This is a genomic window from Enterococcus sp. DIV0574 (assembly GCF_051711125.1).
In the GTDB taxonomy this organism is placed as follows: Bacteria; Bacillota; Bacilli; order Lactobacillales; family Enterococcaceae; genus Enterococcus_D; species Enterococcus_D gallinarum.
In genome coordinates this window covers 1,181,641-1,198,000 of record NZ_JBIOMA010000001.1, presented here as the reverse complement: position 1 = coordinate 1,198,000, position 16,360 = coordinate 1,181,641, and the positions used below count along the sequence as shown (strand labels likewise).

19 protein-coding genes and 1 pseudogene are annotated in these 16,360 nt (G+C 41.2%); 4 read left to right on the top strand and 16 right to left on the bottom strand.

Features of this window, described 5'->3' with window-relative positions:
• Positions 1-3 precede the first annotated feature (3 nt).
• From IGJ45_RS05935 to IGJ45_RS05915, 5 genes are all read right to left on the bottom strand, one after another.
• The gene (locus IGJ45_RS05935) at positions 4-684 is read right to left on the bottom strand and encodes a rhomboid family intramembrane serine protease (RefSeq protein ID WP_003126848.1); all 681 of its coding nucleotides are present in this window, start codon (positions 682-684) and stop codon (positions 4-6) included.
• The gene (locus IGJ45_RS05930; RefSeq protein WP_005472181.1) at positions 677-1,243 is read right to left on the bottom strand and encodes a 5-formyltetrahydrofolate cyclo-ligase; all 567 of its coding nucleotides are present in this window, start codon (positions 1,241-1,243) and stop codon (positions 677-679) included. Before IGJ45_RS05930 ends, IGJ45_RS05935 begins: the two co-directional genes overlap by 8 nt.
• 72 nt (positions 1,244-1,315) lie before the next feature.
• A complete protein-coding gene (locus IGJ45_RS05925) occupies positions 1,316-2,296 on the bottom strand; it encodes a FecCD family ABC transporter permease (protein ID WP_103299879.1) in 981 nt (326 codons plus the stop codon).
• A complete protein-coding gene (locus IGJ45_RS05920) occupies positions 2,293-3,276 on the bottom strand; it encodes a FecCD family ABC transporter permease (protein WP_113849928.1) in 984 nt (327 codons plus the stop codon). Before IGJ45_RS05920 ends, IGJ45_RS05925 begins: the two co-directional genes overlap by 4 nt.
• Positions 3,273-4,064, bottom strand: coding sequence for an ABC transporter ATP-binding protein (locus IGJ45_RS05915; protein ID WP_409531808.1), 792 nt, complete (start codon positions 4,062-4,064; stop codon positions 3,273-3,275). Before IGJ45_RS05915 ends, IGJ45_RS05920 begins: the two co-directional genes overlap by 4 nt.
• Before the next feature lie 169 nt (positions 4,065-4,233).
• Between IGJ45_RS05915 and IGJ45_RS05910 the strand changes: the two genes are divergently transcribed.
• Positions 4,234-5,187: an ABC transporter substrate-binding protein gene (locus IGJ45_RS05910; RefSeq protein ID WP_103299876.1), complete on the top strand. Its 954-nt coding sequence runs from the start codon at positions 4,234-4,236 to the stop codon at positions 5,185-5,187.
• 121 nt (positions 5,188-5,308) lie between these two features.
• A complete protein-coding gene (rpmG, locus tag IGJ45_RS05905; RefSeq protein WP_369914469.1) occupies positions 5,309-5,473 on the top strand; it encodes a 50S ribosomal protein L33 in 165 nt (54 codons plus the stop codon).
• A gap of 321 nt (positions 5,474-5,794) precedes the next feature.
• On the opposite strand, the gene IGJ45_RS05900 is transcribed toward rpmG, so the two are convergent.
• Positions 5,795-6,352 carry an adenylyl-sulfate kinase gene (locus tag IGJ45_RS05900; RefSeq protein ID WP_208774127.1) on the bottom strand — a complete coding sequence of 186 codons (558 nt, stop codon included), beginning with the start codon at positions 6,350-6,352 and terminating at the stop codon, positions 5,795-5,797.
• Between the two features lie 181 nt (positions 6,353-6,533).
• On the opposite strand from IGJ45_RS05900, the gene IGJ45_RS05895 reads away from it, so the two are divergent.
• The gene (locus IGJ45_RS05895; RefSeq protein ID WP_081131714.1) at positions 6,534-6,809 is read left to right on the top strand and encodes a hypothetical protein; all 276 of its coding nucleotides are present in this window, start codon (positions 6,534-6,536) and stop codon (positions 6,807-6,809) included.
• 49 nt (positions 6,810-6,858) lie between these two features.
• Here the strand turns inward: IGJ45_RS05895 and IGJ45_RS05890 are convergent, their stop codons facing one another.
• From IGJ45_RS05890 to IGJ45_RS05875, 4 genes are all read right to left on the bottom strand, one after another.
• Positions 6,859-7,317, bottom strand: a complete 459-nt coding sequence (locus tag IGJ45_RS05890; RefSeq protein ID WP_003126837.1) for a hypothetical protein — start codon at positions 7,315-7,317, stop codon at positions 6,859-6,861.
• A gap of 67 nt (positions 7,318-7,384) precedes the next feature.
• Positions 7,385-7,750 carry a thioesterase family protein gene (locus tag IGJ45_RS05885; protein WP_003126836.1) on the bottom strand — a complete coding sequence of 122 codons (366 nt, stop codon included), beginning with the start codon at positions 7,748-7,750 and terminating at the stop codon, positions 7,385-7,387.
• Positions 7,751-7,769: 19 nt separating this feature from the next.
• Positions 7,770-8,984, bottom strand: coding sequence for a CCA tRNA nucleotidyltransferase (locus IGJ45_RS05880; RefSeq protein WP_103299871.1), 1,215 nt, complete (start codon positions 8,982-8,984; stop codon positions 7,770-7,772).
• Complete coding sequence (locus IGJ45_RS05875) at positions 8,971-9,321, bottom strand: nucleotide pyrophosphohydrolase (protein WP_003126834.1); 351 nt, start codon at positions 9,319-9,321, stop codon at positions 8,971-8,973. The genes IGJ45_RS05880 and IGJ45_RS05875 overlap by 14 nt, the downstream gene beginning before the upstream one ends.
• 136 nt (positions 9,322-9,457) lie before the next feature.
• Between IGJ45_RS05875 and IGJ45_RS05870 the strand changes: the two genes are divergently transcribed.
• Positions 9,458-10,360, top strand: coding sequence for a YitT family protein (locus IGJ45_RS05870; protein ID WP_081131716.1), 903 nt, complete (start codon positions 9,458-9,460; stop codon positions 10,358-10,360).
• A 172-nt stretch (positions 10,361-10,532) separates the two neighbouring features.
• Here IGJ45_RS05870 and IGJ45_RS05865 read toward each other — a convergent pair whose 3' ends face one another.
• The 6 genes and pseudogenes from IGJ45_RS05865 to ilvN all read right to left on the bottom strand — a co-directional run bounded on the left by IGJ45_RS05865 (position 10,533) and on the right by ilvN (position 16,357).
• Positions 10,533-11,090, bottom strand: a complete 558-nt coding sequence (locus IGJ45_RS05865) for a YpiB family protein (protein WP_003126831.1) — start codon at positions 11,088-11,090, stop codon at positions 10,533-10,535.
• A gap of 9 nt (positions 11,091-11,099) precedes the next feature.
• Complete coding sequence (locus IGJ45_RS05860) at positions 11,100-12,359, bottom strand: tetratricopeptide repeat protein (protein WP_409531806.1); 1,260 nt, start codon at positions 12,357-12,359, stop codon at positions 11,100-11,102.
• Positions 12,360-13,409 carry a hypothetical protein gene (locus IGJ45_RS05855; RefSeq protein ID WP_005472178.1) on the bottom strand — a complete coding sequence of 350 codons (1,050 nt, stop codon included), beginning with the start codon at positions 13,407-13,409 and terminating at the stop codon, positions 12,360-12,362. It lies immediately after the preceding gene.
• Between the two features lie 167 nt (positions 13,410-13,576).
• Positions 13,577-14,830, bottom strand: a complete 1,254-nt coding sequence (gene ilvA, locus IGJ45_RS05850; RefSeq protein ID WP_103299868.1) for a threonine ammonia-lyase IlvA — start codon at positions 14,828-14,830, stop codon at positions 13,577-13,579.
• Positions 14,831-14,843: 13 nt separating this feature from the next.
• Positions 14,844-15,842 (bottom strand): annotated as a pseudogene (gene ilvC, locus IGJ45_RS05845) (ketol-acid reductoisomerase); the annotation flags it as partial.
• Between the two features lie 38 nt (positions 15,843-15,880).
• The gene (gene ilvN / locus IGJ45_RS05840) at positions 15,881-16,357 is read right to left on the bottom strand and encodes an acetolactate synthase small subunit (RefSeq protein WP_081131721.1); all 477 of its coding nucleotides are present in this window, start codon (positions 16,355-16,357) and stop codon (positions 15,881-15,883) included.
• Positions 16,358-16,360 lie beyond the last annotated feature (3 nt).

Below are 16,360 nucleotides of genomic sequence, written 5' to 3'. Positions count from 1 at the left end.
TTATTATACAAGTATTTGATACTTTTTTAAACCATATATCACAAAAACTGCCAGTAAAAAAAGAAAAACAATGGCGGAAAGAATGCGGGTATGAATCGAATATTTCCCGAAGTTCTTTGGTAAAGCCAATGCATTGCCTAAGATGAATCCTCCTAAGATTCCTCCGACATGTCCCCAAATATCAATCGATTGATCAAATAGACCAAATACGAAATTCAAGACAACGAACAATGCAAATTGACGAACCATCGCTTGGATCTGGTAATCATTCTTAAAGTGGAGTCCCAAAATCAGAAAAGCACCAAACAGACCAAACAATGACGTGCTCGCACCTGCAGATTGGACACCGGCCTGATTAAAGGCAAAACTCATCGCGTTCCCCATAACCCCACTCATCAAATACAAAATGAAGAAACGAGCATGACCGTAGATCGCTTCCACCTGTTGACCCATAAAATAAAGAATAACAGAATTCACTGCAAAATGAGCGAGACCAAAGTGAATGAAAATCGGCGTTACAAAACGCCAATACTCGTTCATATAAGCAACATAAGGGCCAAACATCACCCCCATCACTTGAGTCATCGGACTAATATAGCCGATAATAAAGACTAACGTCTGGATGGCTAAAAACGTATAAGTAAAGATTGGACGATTAAGCCAGCGTTTCATTTGTTTATTCATTGTCTACTCCTTTTTCTCCGAAAGAAACTTTATCAGTGATTATTTTCTGGACCGGAATATCAAAAGAATCAGGTTGCCACCGGACATCAAATTGTTCTGCAAAAACCAATGACACAGTTTTCCCTTGGAAATCTGCCAGAAACCGATCATAATAACCGCCGCCAAAACCAATCCGATATCCCTCATGAGAAAAAATCAAACCAGGAACGATCAAAAGATCCAGGTCCAATGCATCGATTTTTTTTTGAGAAAGAGGCTCTTCTACCCCAAAACTGGAAAGCTGATATTCAGTCTGTGGTTCCACTTGATAAAAGTGAAGTTTCTTTCTCACAGAACGTGGCACGGCAATTTGTTTGCCAGAGTGAAATCCGCGCTCAAAAATCGGCTTTGTATCAAATTCAAACGGCAATGACCGAATCACGCCAATGGATTCTGCTTCGAGCCACTCTTCGGAAGCAAACAACAAAGACTGAATGATCTGCTCTTTGGTTTGCTTTGTTCGTGGATCCAGTTGCTTGAGTCGGGTTAGCCCTTGTTCACGCAAAATTTTTTTATCCATAATTAACCAACTCCTACTCCGAATAGTACCAAAAACCGGACTCAAATAGCAAACGCAATCGTGAAAAAATTCTCACGACTGCGTTTTTTGACGAATCAGCAAAAACAAAAAGTACGGAGCACCAATGATCGCAATCACGATACCAGCAGGAATTTCGCCACTTTGAAGTAAAAGACGGCCGACTGTGTCGCTGACTAGCACCAAAATAGCACCAATCATTCCCGCTGCTATCAATGCCCAACGAGATTCTTTGCCAATCAATCGTTTAGCGATATGGGGCGCCAATAAACCAATAAAAGATAAGTTTCCAGTATAGCCAACACTGCTTGCGGCCAGGCCAATCGCTACGAACAACAAACCGGTGCGCAAAAGATTTAGGGGAACACCTAAACTGATCGCCTGTTCTTCTCCAAAACCCAGTAAATTGATCAAAGGTGTAATCATGAATGCCAACAATCCTAGAATCAAGAACCAAGGCAACAAACTTAGTACTTGCGTCCACGAAGTTCCCCAGATAGTCCCCGAAAGCCATGCCGTAACAAAACTATATCGTTCTTTTGACAATTGAACAGTCAATAATAACGACGCAGAAGCAAGTCCAGCATTAACAGCAATTCCAGATAATAAAATTCGCTCCATTGAAAGCAGCTGTCGCTGTTTATAAGCGATAGCATAGACTAGCAGTGCAGCTAATAGTCCGCCAATCATACCAATTAGTGGTAACAGCTGGGAGCCCTGGGCATAAAAGCCTAAGTAGAGCATGACACATAAGCCAGCTCCATTATTGATTCCTAAAATACTTGCATCCGCCAACTCATTTCTGGTTACTCCCTGTAACAAAAAACCTGAGAAGCCAAACGCACTTCCAGCAATCAGTGCCAGTACTGCTCGAGGAAGTCGGAAATCGAAGAATATCAATGACTGGCTAGCTGTTAGAGTTTGCTGCCAAAGAGCGAGCCAGAGATCAAAAGAAAAGAACGTCTTTCCCACCATGATACTGCCACAAAACGCCAGAAGAACCAAAACAAAAAGGAAACCGATTTTTTTCTTCATAGCTGTTCCCTCCGAATCTTCACTAATAAGAAAGGAACCCCAATCAAAGCCATCATGATTCCAAAAGGCGTTTCAAAAGGTGGCTGAATGATTCGTCCTACCCAATCTGCCAAGATTACCAATATTCCCCCCGCCACTATCGTCAAAGGTAAGATCATATGATAATTTTTGCCAATCAGTCCGCGAATCACATGAGGGACCATCAATCCAATAAAGCTGACCGGTCCCACCAGTGAAACAGCCATCCCAGCTAATAGAACAACTACGGCTAAAGAAACAAGTCGAATCCGTTCAGGATGTTTGCCTAAAGAGATTGCCGTCTCATCTCCCATAGCCAGCAAATTCAAAGATTTTCCGAGTCCTAGGATGATGAAGAGCGCCACCAGATAAATAGGGGTGATCACTTGTAATTGTGTCCACGTTACATTTGCTGCACCGCCAATAAACCAAAAGGCCAAGTCTTGATTCAAATCAAATTGTAAAGATAATACTTGACTAATCGCAGAAAAAAAAGAACTCAATGCAACACCTGCTAGAATCAATCCAGTCGGCGTCATACCGATCCTTGAATACTTCGTCAACAAAAATAAAAAAGAAGTAGCTAGAAAAGCGCCTAAGAAAGAAAACAACGCTGCCTGATTCGGTTGTAGTGAGGGAAACAAGATAAATGCAACGGCTAATCCGACTGCAGCCCCACTATTGATTCCTAGTAAACCGCTATCTGCTAGCGAATTTTTGGTGACTCCTTGCATGATGGCACCAGTTACAGCAAAACTGCTGCCAACAATAAACGAAGCACAGATCCGCGGCAAACGGATATTTCTAAGCACTTGATGGGTTTGATTTTCTGGATCAAATGCGTAAAAGGCCTCTTTAATAGTTATTAAGGGAATATCAGCTGCCCCTTGCGTCAATGCCAGAAAAAACACAGCGACCAATAATCCGCTTAGAACAAGCAAAAGAATCGTAAATTTTTTCATGTGTTGGCTCCTAATTCATAGGTCAAAAGCAACGGTTTCGAACTATTGGGAAACGTACCTAAAACAGCTTCGATAGCGAACAATTGTTGGAGCCATGAATGGGTCAAAACTTTTTCTGGTGTCCCCCAAGTCATTAATTGACCTTCTTTTAAGGCAAAAATATAATCAGAAAATCGAGATGCATGATTCAGATCGTGAATCGACATAATGATCGTTTTCCCATATTTTTCATTGATTCGTTTTAACAATAACAGCACTTCTAGTTGATGTGCCGGATCTAAAAAAGTCGTCGGTTCATCTAAGATAACAATCTCTGTATCTTGTGCCAAAGCCATAGCGATCCAAACCCGCTGTTTCTGACCTCCTGAAAGCGTATGGATACTAGCATCCGCTAGTTCGGTCAAATCTGTCGCAGCTAATGCCCATTCAATGGCTTGATAATCTTTTGCGGTCAACCGACCTAGCCCTTTTTGATAAGGAAAACGACCATAAGAAACGATCTCTCGAATGGTTAATCCGATGGAAGAATCACTGACTTGTGACAACAAAGCAATCTGGCTTGCGACTTCCTTCGTTTTGATCGTTTGTAGATTCTGTTCATTTAGATAAACTTCCCCTTCCATAGGTAGCAGGATTCGGGCTAATGCTTTTAGAAAAGTCGACTTGCCACTCCCATTAGGTCCAATCAAACCAATGATCTTCCCTTCTGGGATGTCGATTGTTATCTTTTGCACAATTTTTTGTTTTTGATAGCCGACAGTCAAATCGACCGTGCGTAAGTTTGCCATATCTTTCCCTCAAAATTCTATTGATAATGATTATCAATTATGACGGTTTTCCTTCTATCCGTCAATGCTTCAAAGCAAAAAACCAGGGATTGACAAATCACTTTTTCTTCGTGATAATGACAAAAAGAAAGTGAGAATGATTCTCATTTATCCTATAAGGAGGAACCTAATGAAAAAACGAACCATAAAAACACTTTTTTGGCTGTCTTGTACCCTAGTCAGCTTAACAGCATTGAGTGCTTGTTCAGCTAATTCCAATAATACCAAGTCATCTTCCTCAGCTGAGACGGCAACGCTGAAAGATGCGGCTGGACATGAAGTAACAATCCCCGATAATCCAAAGCGAATCATCGGCAGTTATTTAGAAGATTACTTAGTAGCCTTGAACGTCACACCAGTAGCACAATGGACTGTTGGTAATAACAGTGATCAAGGCTATTTGCAAGAGAAACTAAGTGATGTACCAAGGATCAGCTACGACTTGCCCTATGAGGACGTCTTAAGTTATGAACCAGACTTGTTGCTGATCGACAGCAATACGATGGTTGAAGGGGATAAATATGCACAATACAGCAAAATCGCCCCTACTTATGTAGTCAAAAATGGTGAAAATGTCTCTTGGCGAGACCGTTTGACAGATATCGCAAAAGTTCTTCATAAAGAAGATCAAGCAAAAACAGTAGAAAAAGACTATGATGACTTAGTAAAAACAACTAAGCAAGAATTTTCAGGTAAAATCAATGGGAAGTCGGTGGCTGTTCTCTGGGTCACCAACAATTCCGCTTTTATGGTTGCTGACGATCGTTCCAGCGGTCAGCTCCTCTATCATGAACTAGGATTCTCCGTACCGCCACTTGTTTCTGAGATCAGCAAAACAGCGACAGCTGACTGGTCTGCCGTTTCTTTGGAGAAATTAGCTGAATTAGATGCTGATTACCTGATTCTAGTAAACAGCGATCAAGGAGCCGACTTTTTTAAAGACCAAGTTTGGCAAAATCTTAAAGCGGTCAAAGAAGGAAATCTTTGGGAGTTTGGACCTGAATCCAGCTGGCTGTATAACGGACCGATTGCTTATACAAAAATGATCGAAGACGTGAAAAATAAATTGGATGAAAATGGTTGATTTCATTCAAAAAATCGTCAAGTAAAATTACTTAACAAATTTCATTAAACTACTAGCATTCCTTTGCCAAACATGCTATTATATTTTAGTCTGAGAGAAATCTTAGAGGATTCTTGAATATATGGGAGGGAAAAACATGCGCGTAAACATCACATTAGAGTGCACTTCTTGTAAAGAACGCAACTACTTAACAAACAAAAACAAACGTAACAATCCTGATCGTTTGGAAAAGAAAAAATATTGCCCACGTGAAAGAAAAGTTACTTTACACCGTGAAACAAAATAATTCATTTTAAGCCGACTGCATTTGCTGATAAACAAGCATTGCAGTCGGCTTTTTATTTTTGTGCTATACCCATATGTTCACTTTAAAATAGATAGATGACAAAATCGTAACTTGTTTTTAATTGTTACTAATGCTATTTTTTAACTACAGACTAAATATGCGTATAAATAATAATACAGCAAGGGAAAGTATAGAATCAAAGAAAGTTTTGCTTACCCCAATATTCCCTTTGATTACCTAGAAAATTAAGATCCCCTTTTTTTATCTCTCAAAAGATGACCTTATTCTTTACGTGACAAGTATTTTTCCCAATTCCAACAATCATTCTGCGAAAATCGTTTTTTCCGCTAGAACTTCTTCTTTGAACCAAGTCATTTGGTCTTGAAAATTAATCGTCCCATCTCGAATATAATCTGCTTGTGGAGAAACAATTTCTTCGTGCATCAAAAAAAGCGGTCGCGCTTCCTCTAGATACCCCGTGACCCAATTAATAATTTTCTCTGGCTGTTGTTGAAAGTCTCTAATGATTAGTCTACCCAAGGCAATATCCAGAGGTGTTCTTAAATAAATGACCTTGTCGATAGCAGGTGCGAGTTGCTGATGGACATACCCAAACGAAAAATCGATCAAGATCAGCGCACAGTGGTGAATGATTTGTTTTAGGTCATTTATCAATGGTTGAATATCAAATTGATTGATTGCTTCGTAGGGTTCTTTTAACAGAGCCTCAGAGGATGGTGCAGAAGGCAATGCATCGATACTATAATCATCAAAAGATAAAACTGCTGTACCGGGACATAGATTGGCGACCTTTTGGATAAAGGTGGTTTTCCCTGAAGCAGTCACTCCACTAACAACGATAACTCTTGCTTTTTTCATCTGTTTCTCCTTTGTTTTCATTTTCTGTTTAAGTCTTGCGACACATCTAGCTGTTTCTTCTAAGCGTAAAGTAGTTTTGATGCAATACCAAACAGGTGTTTAAAAATTTACTAATTCATATAGATTTTTTTTACATTACTCCGGAAATAAGGTAACTTATCATATAAAGGAGCGTGATCGTGTGAAGGTAGACAAAATCGAATACAAACGAGTAATCAATGATGCCGGACATCTTGAATATGATCTTTTGCAGTATCTTGAAAAAAATCGCGAGAGTGCTTCTCCGGAAATCAAACGTACTGAGATCGATTACTTGATCGATCATGATATTCAACACCGCATCATCCAAAATGCTCGTAAAAGCTTGCTTGGAGACAAAATCATACTTAAAGATGCCATCAGTCAAGACTATCTTTTATTAAAAAAATATACCGACTTTTTTCGCACTTATCAGTGATTGTAATGAAAAAGCAGAACCAGAGAGAAGCTCTCAGTTCTGCTTTTTTTTATTCTTCAAAATGTTCTTGGTAAACGTCTTCGACTGTTTGGTTTGGATCAATCACAATATAAAGGCTTTTTGTTTTTTCACTGATTTTTGTTGATTGATAAACGTTATCTAATCCTTCAGTATCTTTGTCTTTGTATGGGAAGTACACAAGATCAGGTGTTCCATTACGGTAAAGAATTTCCATTCGTTCAATATCTTCGTATTTCAAAGCGCGGGCGAACATGCCTAATTCCAATCCACCTAAATTGATATCATGTGTTGCAACATGATCCCCTTCTTGGAAGATTTCAATTTTGAATCCTGCACATGGATGGATCTCAACAAATTCGCTTCCGTGGATGCGGCCAAAACTAGTAGTGATTTGCTTGATCCACAAATCTCCAATATAACGGCGCTCAATCGTCCATGTTTCTCCATTACGGAAATAAAATTTCAATGCTTTCATTTCTCTTGCCATGACATAACGCTCCTTTTTTTTAATAATACATTTCAATTTTAACACATTGTCTGCTAAGGAGCACAAATTAACTTTCTTTCTCGCTCACTTTTTTTAAAAAACCTTCGATATCGACCGCCGCTCGATGATGCGTACCTGTCGCTAGCAGTTGATCGTTTTCATAGACACGAAAAGTAAACTCATACGTCTTTTCATTCGAGATCTCTTCACAGCATACCTGAACGGTTGCACCGATTCCTGAAGCCGCCCGGTGCTCGATCGTAAATTGTGTTCCTACTGTTGTCTTACCAGACGCTATACGCGATTCCAATGCTTCAAAACAGACAGCTTCTACCATGGCAGCCAAACGAGGGGTCGCTAAGACAGGCAGTCCTCCCGATCCAACTGCAAGAGCTGTATCTTCCTCGGTAACCAAAAATTCTTTTTCGATCATTGTTTTCTCACCTGCTTATTTATAGGTTATTTAATACGATTGTTTTGGCAAAAGCCAATAATGCTTTCTCTTCATTTGCGACTCGTTTCTCAATCACCGCTTTTTCGGCAGCTGCTAGCACTTCTTTCATCCAAGGACCGCCGGATTGATCAAAGTGGCTCAGCAAGTCGCGCCCATTGATGGCCAAGTCTTTAAGTGAATGGATTGGCAACGCCTGGTAGCGAGCTTGACTAACAGAGGGATCTACCTCTTGTCCGTAATAGTATAGCAATTCTTCTGATAGTCGAGCGGCCTCGCTGCCCAGATGGTACAATGCTTCATCACTAAACGGCCCTGCTTTCCGCAGCAATACTCCCTCGAATAACGATTGGACCATCCGAATCAATTCATTGGAACACTTCCATTGCTTCAAAAAAGGACGAACTTCTGCTGTAGAAAGTCCAATCTGGTCAATCAATAGTGTCCAGGCAGAAGCTTCATTGTTCAATGGTCTCTCCGGTAAATCAGCCATTCGCAACAGAGCTTCACCGGCTTGTTTCAGTCCTGGACAATAGAGATAACATTCAGTCGCTACAAAAGCCTTTAAAGCTGAATTGCGATGTGCCCCTAACAGCAATTTGACGAACTCAATGGTGATTCTCTCCACGGATATTTTTGCCAATAGCTGATGATTGTCATAAATTGCCTCAAATGTTCGTGGTTCCAATGTAAAGCCCAGTTGACTGACAAAGCGTAAGCCCCGCATCATACGTAGTGCATCTTCATGAAATCGTTCGTGCGGCTGACCCACTGCTCGCAGAATTTTCTGTTGCAAGTCTGCCAGTCCATCAAACAAATCAATGATTTCACCATCTTTTTTCAGAGCAAAAGCGTTGATTGTAAAATCTCTGCGCTTCAAATCTTCAGCCAAAGAGCGCACAAAAGCAACTTTGTCTGGCCGACGGAAATCTTGATAGGCTTCTTCTGTCCGAAAAGTCGTGATCTCATATTGTTCATTTTCCCATAAAACAAGGACTGTTCCGTGCTCGATACCCAAATCGATGGTACGAGGAAAAAGTTCTTTGATCTCAGCTGGAAAGGCACTTGTTGCAATATCTACATCATGGATTGGCTGTCCTAAGATTGTATCTCTGACACTTCCTCCCACAAAGTAGGCATCAAACCCGGCTGCTTCGATTCTTTGCAATACAGGGATTGCTTGTTCAAATTCTTGTGGTAACTTAGTCAGCTTCATTCATTTTCCCATCTTTTCTTTCAAAGCGATACGCATCTCTGCGGTTGAACTTTTTCATATTGGATTCAAAAACTTCCGTCAAATCGATACCCATGGAATTTGCCATGATCATGGTGACAAAAAGGACATCACCTAGTTCTTCAGCAACTGTTTTCTCGACTTCCGTCTTCTTCTTGGCCTTTTCCCCATAGTGATGATTGACTTCCCTTGCCAACTCGCCAACTTCTTCAGTAAGTCGGGCCATCTGTGCTAAAGGGCTGAAATACCCCGCCTTGAATTGTTGGATATAGGCATCGACTTCTTCTTGCATCTCATATAGTGAACGTTTTTCTGTCATCCTCTTCACCCTTTCTTTCACATTTTAGCAAAAGAAAACGCACCTGCCTAGATAGAGGATCGACTTGCTCATATTGTTTAATGCCAAATTTCGTGCTAAATTGGTACTTGTGAGATATAGAAATGGGGGAAACAGGATGCGATCTTTTTTTTCGTGGCGGACAGTCCGCGATATTGCCTTAATTGTTCTAGGAACGAGTGTCTATGGTTTTGGTCTCGTCTATTTAAATATACCTAATGATTTAGCTGAAGGCGGCGTCACCGGAATCACGTTGATCATGCGCGCATTGTGGGGCATCAATCCCGCTTACAGTACACTGATTTTGAATATCCCAATCATTTTGCTAGGAGGTAAGATTCTTGGCAGACGTTCGCTAGTCTATACAGTGATTGGAACCTTTGGTCTTTCATTTTGGTTAGGTTTCTGGCAGACGGTTCCATTATTGATCGATCTGCAGCATGACTTACTGATCGTTGCGTTACTCGCAGGACTAATTGCAGGGATCGGCAGTGGTGTTGTTTATAAAGTTGGTGGGACAACAGGTGGCGTGGATGTATTAGCCCGGATCCTAGAAAAGAACTTTGGGATCACGATTGGTCGTTCTCTCTTGATCTTTGATGTTTTCGTTCTATTGCTTTCCTTAACCTATATCGATTTGAAACGCATGATGTACACGCTAATCTTTTCCTATGTTTTCGCTCGCGTGATTGATTCGATCCTAGATGGCGGCTATTCAGCAAAAGGGATCATTGTTATCAGTAATCATAGTGAAGAAATTGCCCCTGTCTTAATGAATGAATTGGAACGAGGCGTCACTTTTTTAAATGGGGAAGGAGCCTATTCCGGTGGTAACAAACGGATCATTTATATGGTAGTAAGTGGCCGGGAAATTTCAGAGGTCAAACGGATCGTTGCCGACTTCGATCAACAAGCGTTCGTGTCGGTGATCAATGTCCATGAAGTCGAAGGGGAAGGATTCACTTATTTACGTCCTAAATCACGATTTTTGCAACGCAAGGCAGCAAAATCAAAAGGATAACCCCATTCTTCCATCCTATCTAATTATAAAGAAAAAACCGCAAGAAACTTGATTTCTCCCGCACACTGTTGCAAACGACGAACGCTCGGTGCTGGGAGTCCTCTTCTTTCTTGCGGTTCTTTTCTGTTCCACTAGTTTTTATTACTTCACATCGCGCTTCTTAATAGCTTTATTAATGACTTTTTTCTTTTTGATCGAGTTTGAAGCGGTTGACTTCATCCGATAATTCCAAAAAAGCATCCCGATCCCCATTTTCCAAAGCAAGATCGATTTGGCGGTATAATTTCTCAATTTTTAGCTGCATAGCTTCTTTATCAAGATATTCTGTCACATTTTTTTGTACTTCTTCGTCAACATGGTCATTCCACCGTTCAAAAGGATTGTCCTCCAGAACAGCTAAATAAAGTGGTTTTTCCCAAGGATTTGGAAAGATACATTCTAAATAAAGCGGCTGTTTCCAATTCATCCTGATTTCGTGAAAAATTTGATCAATATCATAAAAGGTTTGATTCTGGATCGTCAACACAAATGGCTCGCCGCCAATCTCTGTACTGCGAACACTCAACCCCCGATCTGTCTGCATCGCCCCTTCAACAATATGAACATTTGTCAAAATGGCTTCATGATTTGCTAGGTAGTTCAGAACCCAAGAAACTTCTCGTCGGCTGAATGATACAGTAGAAACTAACCAATTGAGAAATTTTTTCTTTTCTTGTACATTGATGTTCATTTCCCTCACCTATCTTTCTAATAGATCCTCCACGATCGATTGCACTTCCAGATCACCAGGTTCGTGAGCCAGATAATGCCTCAGTAAAGGTAGAGCTTCTGATAATCGTCCTTCTTCTCTTAAGAACAATCCATATTCTTTCATAAAAGCTGGTTCATGCTGCAATCCTTCATTCGCTTGTTCATAGAACCTCGCTGCTTGGTCAAACTCTTCTAACGCGTTATAAGCCTGTGCTAAATTCCATAGAGCATGGGGTTGTTCATTGTCTTCCATCTTCTCGATAGCCAACACAGCTTCTTGCCAACGCTCTTCATTCAAATAAAGATTACTCAGTGTAAGCAGGGTTTCATCTTCTTTTTCCCCCGTCTCAAGGGCTTTTAATAAGAAGGATTCGGCTGCTTCGCTGTCATGCAACCGATACGCATTTTCTGATGCAAAATGATAAAAATCCACTTGAAATGGATCTTCATGGATTCCTTCTTCAATGACAGTTTGTGCCTCTTCCAGTTGCTCTTCTTCTTGTAATGCTTCTGCTAAATAGAGATACAAGGAACGGTATTGCGGATTCAGTGCCCGCAACTGCTGCAAATATCGAATCGCATGCTCATTTTCTTTTAATTGTAAGTAAACTAAAGCGGTTTGGAATAGACGGTCATCTGTTTGATCCTCAGCTAGACTTGCTTCCAGATATTCGATGGCTTCTTCAAATTTCCCAGCCATACTCAATGCGGCTCCGGTCCGTTCCAATAAGGAAATACCTGTGATTTCCTGGATATTTTCCTTTAGTAATCCTTGATAAAACACTGCCGCTTCTTGATAACGGTCGGTTGAAAAATACAATTCCGCTAGTGCAAAACGAATCAGCGATTCTTTGGGCAGCAGCTTTTGGGCTTCCAATAATTTTGCTTCACTGACTTCGGGGATCCCAATCAATTGATAGAGATCAGCACTGATCAATAACGCTCGTGGATAAAAAGAGCTTTGCGGTGTGATCCGATCTAGATAATCAAAAGCTTCGTCGATTTGATCATTTTCCATAGCAATTTCTGCTAACGATAGCAACCATTCTTCATTTTCGGGGTCACGTTCTTGCAGTGTATCAAATACTTCTCTTGCTTCTTCTAAAAAGCCGATTTGGATCAATTCTTCTCCTAATTCGGCTAAGACTTCATTTTGATCTGATTGCAGGGCTTTTGCAAAATTCAATTGCGCATCAGCTAAATTCTCGGCTGCTAATGCCTGTAACATTTTTTCACTGTATGTTTCCATCTAAGTTCCTCTTATCTGATTGATTATTGTTTGGTAAGCGCTCATTGTCTGGACGAGATCCTCTTCTAATGCGCTGGTTCTGCCCCCTATTGTACCAATTTCTGATAAAAAAAGCAGTTTTTTCTCTTTTTTCTGTAACAGCAGAACTTGCTGAAAATAGTCGCTTAAAGATAGTTGGTCAGGCAATACTAAAGGAAACCCTAGTTGGTCAAGCCACAAGCAAAGCTTATCTAATTTGACTGCTAACTGCTGTTGTTGAACATTCCAGATTAAGTGAAAGAGTAGGCCATAAAAAAGTTTCATTGCATCAGACAGCAAATGTCCATTTTCAGTCTTATAAAAAGCATCTGTAAAGACTTGTCCATATTCTTCAAGTGCTGCACCGTTTGCTTGATAGGCTTGGATCACCCGATCTGTATACGCTGCAAACGAACGATTGTTTACTTGTTTTTCTGTCAGAAACGTGCGAAAGAGTTCCCGCAGAAAAGCTTGATCCGTGAGCAGTCCGCAACGAATCAATACAAGTAAGTCCACCAACTTCCCATCTTTTTGTTTTTCAGCAATCGTTTGATCGTATACGACCACTTGCGGTACATTGGGACTTTGCAAAACAGGAATATCTGGTTTCTTAACAATGATCGCAGATTCTTTGACACTTTTAGCTAACGCCCGTAAAGACACCGGGATCAACCAAAGATCGCTAGTCAGAATCGACGTGTAGTGAATAAAACTGCTTAACGCCAGCACACCTTCATTGCCGAAACCCACGATCAAATAGTTCTCCTGTTTCGAAAAGCGGCTTAGGAAGGACATAAAGGCCTGAAATTCCGTAAAATTATTGCAATACATTTGATTGGTACAAATATACCAGCTGACTTCTTTGGGTAAAAACAAACGGGTCAGTTTTTCAGAGAAACGATCATAATACCGCTGGTTTGTGAGAATGATGACTTGATCATTGGAAATTTCCTGCGTCCGTAAAACAGCATTCAATGTTTCCCCATACAAGATTTGCGTCTGCTGTTCTTTTCTAGAAAAGACAAATTCCATACATCCGCCCCCCATCTACGATTTGTTACTTCTATTATAACAAGAATCAACCATTTCACCTACTAACTAGCGAAAGGATGAGGGAAAGTCATGGATTTGAAATCAAAAAACAAACGACCTCTTTTTTTTAAAAAGGTCGTTTGTTTCGTAACGCTTGGTTCATAAAATCAAACAAGAAGAGTATAGAGAGATTGATTGTCCCGCAAATCAATATATTGTGGATCAAATCTTGACATTCGCGCCAGTAGTGGGGGCAGATCTTCCTGCCTTTTTAGCAGAATCCCTAACAGTACTGGTCCTGTTCCGCGATTGATTTTTTTGGTGTATTCAAATCGAGTGATATCATCCGTAGGACCCAAAATATTGCTAACAAATTCTTTCAACGCCCCAGGTCTTTGAGGAAAATTGACCACAAAATAATGTTTTAAGCCTTGATAAATCAAGGACTTTTCCTCAATCTCTGCCATTCGAGTACTATCGTTATTGCCGCCGCTGATAATACAAACAACGGTTTTCCCTTTAATCTCTTCTTTGATCAATTCCAGAGCGGCGACACTCAGTGCTCCCGCTGGTTCTGCCACAACTGCTTGTTTACTGTATAAGTCCAAGATAGTTTGGCAAATTAAACCCTCATCTACCGCTACTAATCGATCGACGTACTGGGATGCATGCTGGTAAGTCAATTGACCGACTTTTTTGACAGCTGCTCCATCTACAAATTTATCGATCTGCTCTAATGTGGTCGGACCATGATTATCAAAAGCCGCCTGCATCGAAGCGGCGCCTAGAGGTTCAGCACCAACCATTGAGATTGTAGGCTGTTTTGCTTTCAAATAAGTTGCAACACCACTGATCAACCCGCCACCGCCAATTGCTGTCACAACATAATCGATAGAATAATTGCGCTGCTTTGCTTCTGCCATCAGTTCAACTGCCAATGTTCCTTGGCCTGCAATAATGGCGGGATCATCAAAGGGATCAATAAACGCCATTTGATGGTCTTCGGCATAGTGTTGGGCTGCCTCGGCGGAAGCATCGAAGGTATCACCGACAAGTTCGATACGGACAAAATCACCGCCAAAAAACAAAACTTGCGCTACTTTTTGTTGCGGTGTCGTCGTCGGCATAAAGATAACCGCCGACACTTTCAATTCATGACAGGTATAGGCGACCCCTTGGGCATGATTGCCGGCACTTGCACAGACAACCCCCCGCTTCAGTATAGCCGGATCTTGCTGTGCGATTGCATAATATGCCCCCCGCAATTTAAACGATCGGACCTTCTGAAGATCCTCCCGTTTCAGTAAGACAGTCGCTTGATACTTCTCGGATAAAAACCGATCATGCTGTAAAGGAGTCTTTGAAACGACTGATTGCAAGCTTTCATGTGCTTGTTCTATTTGATCGACAGATACCAGCAATCACTGTTCCTCCTTAATCTTTCGTAACAAAAGGCATCATTTTTCTTAATTCTGACCCAACTTTTTCGATTGGATGATTCCCGTTTTGTTCCCGCATTTTTTTGAATTCCGGAAAACCAGCTTGATTATCCGCAATAAAACCTTTGGCAAACGTGCCGTTTTGAATATCTTTCAAGACATTCTTCATATTGGCTTTTGTTTGTTCGGTAATGATTCGTGAACCAGAGACATAATCCCCATATTCTGCTGTATTGGAGATTGAATCACGCATCTTGGCGAATCCTCCTTCATAAATCAAGTCAACAATCAGTTTCATTTCGTGACAAACTTCAAAATAGGCTAGTTCTGGCTGATAGCCGGCTTCTACCAGCGTTTCAAACCCAGCCTCGATCATACTTGTCAGTCCGCCACATAATACGGCTTGTTCCCCAAACAAGTCTGTTTCCGTCTCTTCCTTGAACGTTGTTTCTAGTACACCGACTCTTGTAGCCCCGATTCCTTTGGCATAGGACAAGGCTGTCTCTTGTGCATTGCCAGTAGCATCTTGATAAACAGCAAACAACGCAGGGACAGCAAATCCTTCGCTAAAGGTCCGGCGCACCAAATGGCCTGGTCCTTTAGGTGCCACCAGGAAGACATCCACCTCTTTTGGAGGCGTGATGACCTCAAAATGAATATTAAAGCCATGAGCAAAGGCTAATGCATCCCCTGCAGAAAGATTAGGCGCAATTTCCTTCTCGTAAAGTTCTCCTTGGATCTCATCAGGAGCTAAGATCATCACAACATTTGCTTGTTGTACAGCTTCAGAAACTGGAAGCACGGTAAATCCATCATTCTTTGCGTTCTCAGCTGATTTTCCTGCACGAATCCCGATCACGACGTCGTGCCCTGTATCCCGTAAATTCTGTGCATGGGCATGTCCTTGAGAACCGTAACCAATGATTGCAATAGTCTTATCTCCTAAATTGTCTGTCACTTCGTTATAATATACTTTTACCATGTATGCTTCCCTCCGAAATCTTTTTTTATTAAAAGCAACTGTTCTTGCATTTAACCTCTAGTGAAACCTGTCACACCGGTACGAGCCATTTGCTTGATTCCATAAGGCCGCAACACGTCAATACAGGCTGCTACTTTCTCTGAGTCTCCCGCTACTTGAACCACGATAGTCTTCAATGCAACATCAACGATGTGGGCTCGAAATGGTTCGATCACAGCTTGGATCTCCGAACGTGTAGTCGTTGGCGCGTTCACTTTGATCAGCACTAATTCCCGTTCAATATGGGGGTCTTCTGTAATATCTGAAACTTTTAAGACATCGATTTGCTTATTCAATTGCTTTATCACTTGTTCTGTCTCCAGTGGGTTTTCTGCGTTGATAATGATCGTCATTCGCGAAAATTCCGGCTGTTCGGTGGTCCCAACTGAAATACTTTCGATATTCACCTGACGACGATTCAACACACTGGTGACGCGGCTTAAAACACCAGCTTCGTTATGCACGATGGCAGCAAGGATACGTTTCATAGT

What these genes read in the sequence shown, in the direction of transcription:
- IGJ45_RS05935 (WP_003126848.1), bottom strand. Translation starts at nt 684, where the DNA reads ATGAATAAACAAATGAAACGCTGGCTTAATCGTCCAATCTTTACTTAT.
- IGJ45_RS05930 (WP_005472181.1), bottom strand. Translation starts at nt 1,243, where the DNA reads ATGGATAAAAAAATTTTGCGTGAACAAGGGCTAACCCGACTCAAGCAA.
- IGJ45_RS05925 (WP_103299879.1), bottom strand. Translation starts at nt 2,296, where the DNA reads ATGAAGAAAAAAATCGGTTTCCTTTTTGTTTTGGTTCTTCTGGCGTTT.
- IGJ45_RS05920 (WP_113849928.1), bottom strand. Translation starts at nt 3,276, where the DNA reads ATGAAAAAATTTACGATTCTTTTGCTTGTTCTAAGCGGATTATTGGTC.
- IGJ45_RS05915 (WP_409531808.1), bottom strand. Translation starts at nt 4,064, where the DNA reads ATGGCAAACTTACGCACGGTCGATTTGACTGTCGGCTATCAAAAACAA.
- IGJ45_RS05910 (WP_103299876.1), top strand. Translation starts at nt 4,234, where the DNA reads ATGAAAAAACGAACCATAAAAACACTTTTTTGGCTGTCTTGTACCCTA.
- rpmG (WP_369914469.1), top strand. Translation starts at nt 5,309, where the DNA reads ATGGGAGGGAAAAACATGCGCGTAAACATCACATTAGAGTGCACTTCT.
- IGJ45_RS05900 (WP_208774127.1), bottom strand. Translation starts at nt 6,352, where the DNA reads ATGAAAAAAGCAAGAGTTATCGTTGTTAGTGGAGTGACTGCTTCAGGG.
- IGJ45_RS05890 (WP_003126837.1), bottom strand. Translation starts at nt 7,317, where the DNA reads ATGGCAAGAGAAATGAAAGCATTGAAATTTTATTTCCGTAATGGAGAA.
- IGJ45_RS05885 (WP_003126836.1), bottom strand. Translation starts at nt 7,750, where the DNA reads ATGATCGAAAAAGAATTTTTGGTTACCGAGGAAGATACAGCTCTTGCA.
- IGJ45_RS05880 (WP_103299871.1), bottom strand. Translation starts at nt 8,984, where the DNA reads ATGAAGCTGACTAAGTTACCACAAGAATTTGAACAAGCAATCCCTGTA.
- IGJ45_RS05875 (WP_003126834.1), bottom strand. Translation starts at nt 9,321, where the DNA reads ATGACAGAAAAACGTTCACTATATGAGATGCAAGAAGAAGTCGATGCC.
- IGJ45_RS05870 (WP_081131716.1), top strand. Translation starts at nt 9,458, where the DNA reads ATGCGATCTTTTTTTTCGTGGCGGACAGTCCGCGATATTGCCTTAATT.
- IGJ45_RS05865 (WP_003126831.1), bottom strand. Translation starts at nt 11,090, where the DNA reads ATGAACATCAATGTACAAGAAAAGAAAAAATTTCTCAATTGGTTAGTT.
- IGJ45_RS05860 (WP_409531806.1), bottom strand. Translation starts at nt 12,359, where the DNA reads ATGGAAACATACAGTGAAAAAATGTTACAGGCATTAGCAGCCGAGAAT.
- IGJ45_RS05855 (WP_005472178.1), bottom strand. Translation starts at nt 13,409, where the DNA reads ATGGAATTTGTCTTTTCTAGAAAAGAACAGCAGACGCAAATCTTGTAT.
- ilvN (WP_081131721.1), bottom strand. Translation starts at nt 16,357, where the DNA reads ATGAAACGTATCCTTGCTGCCATCGTGCATAACGAAGCTGGTGTTTTA.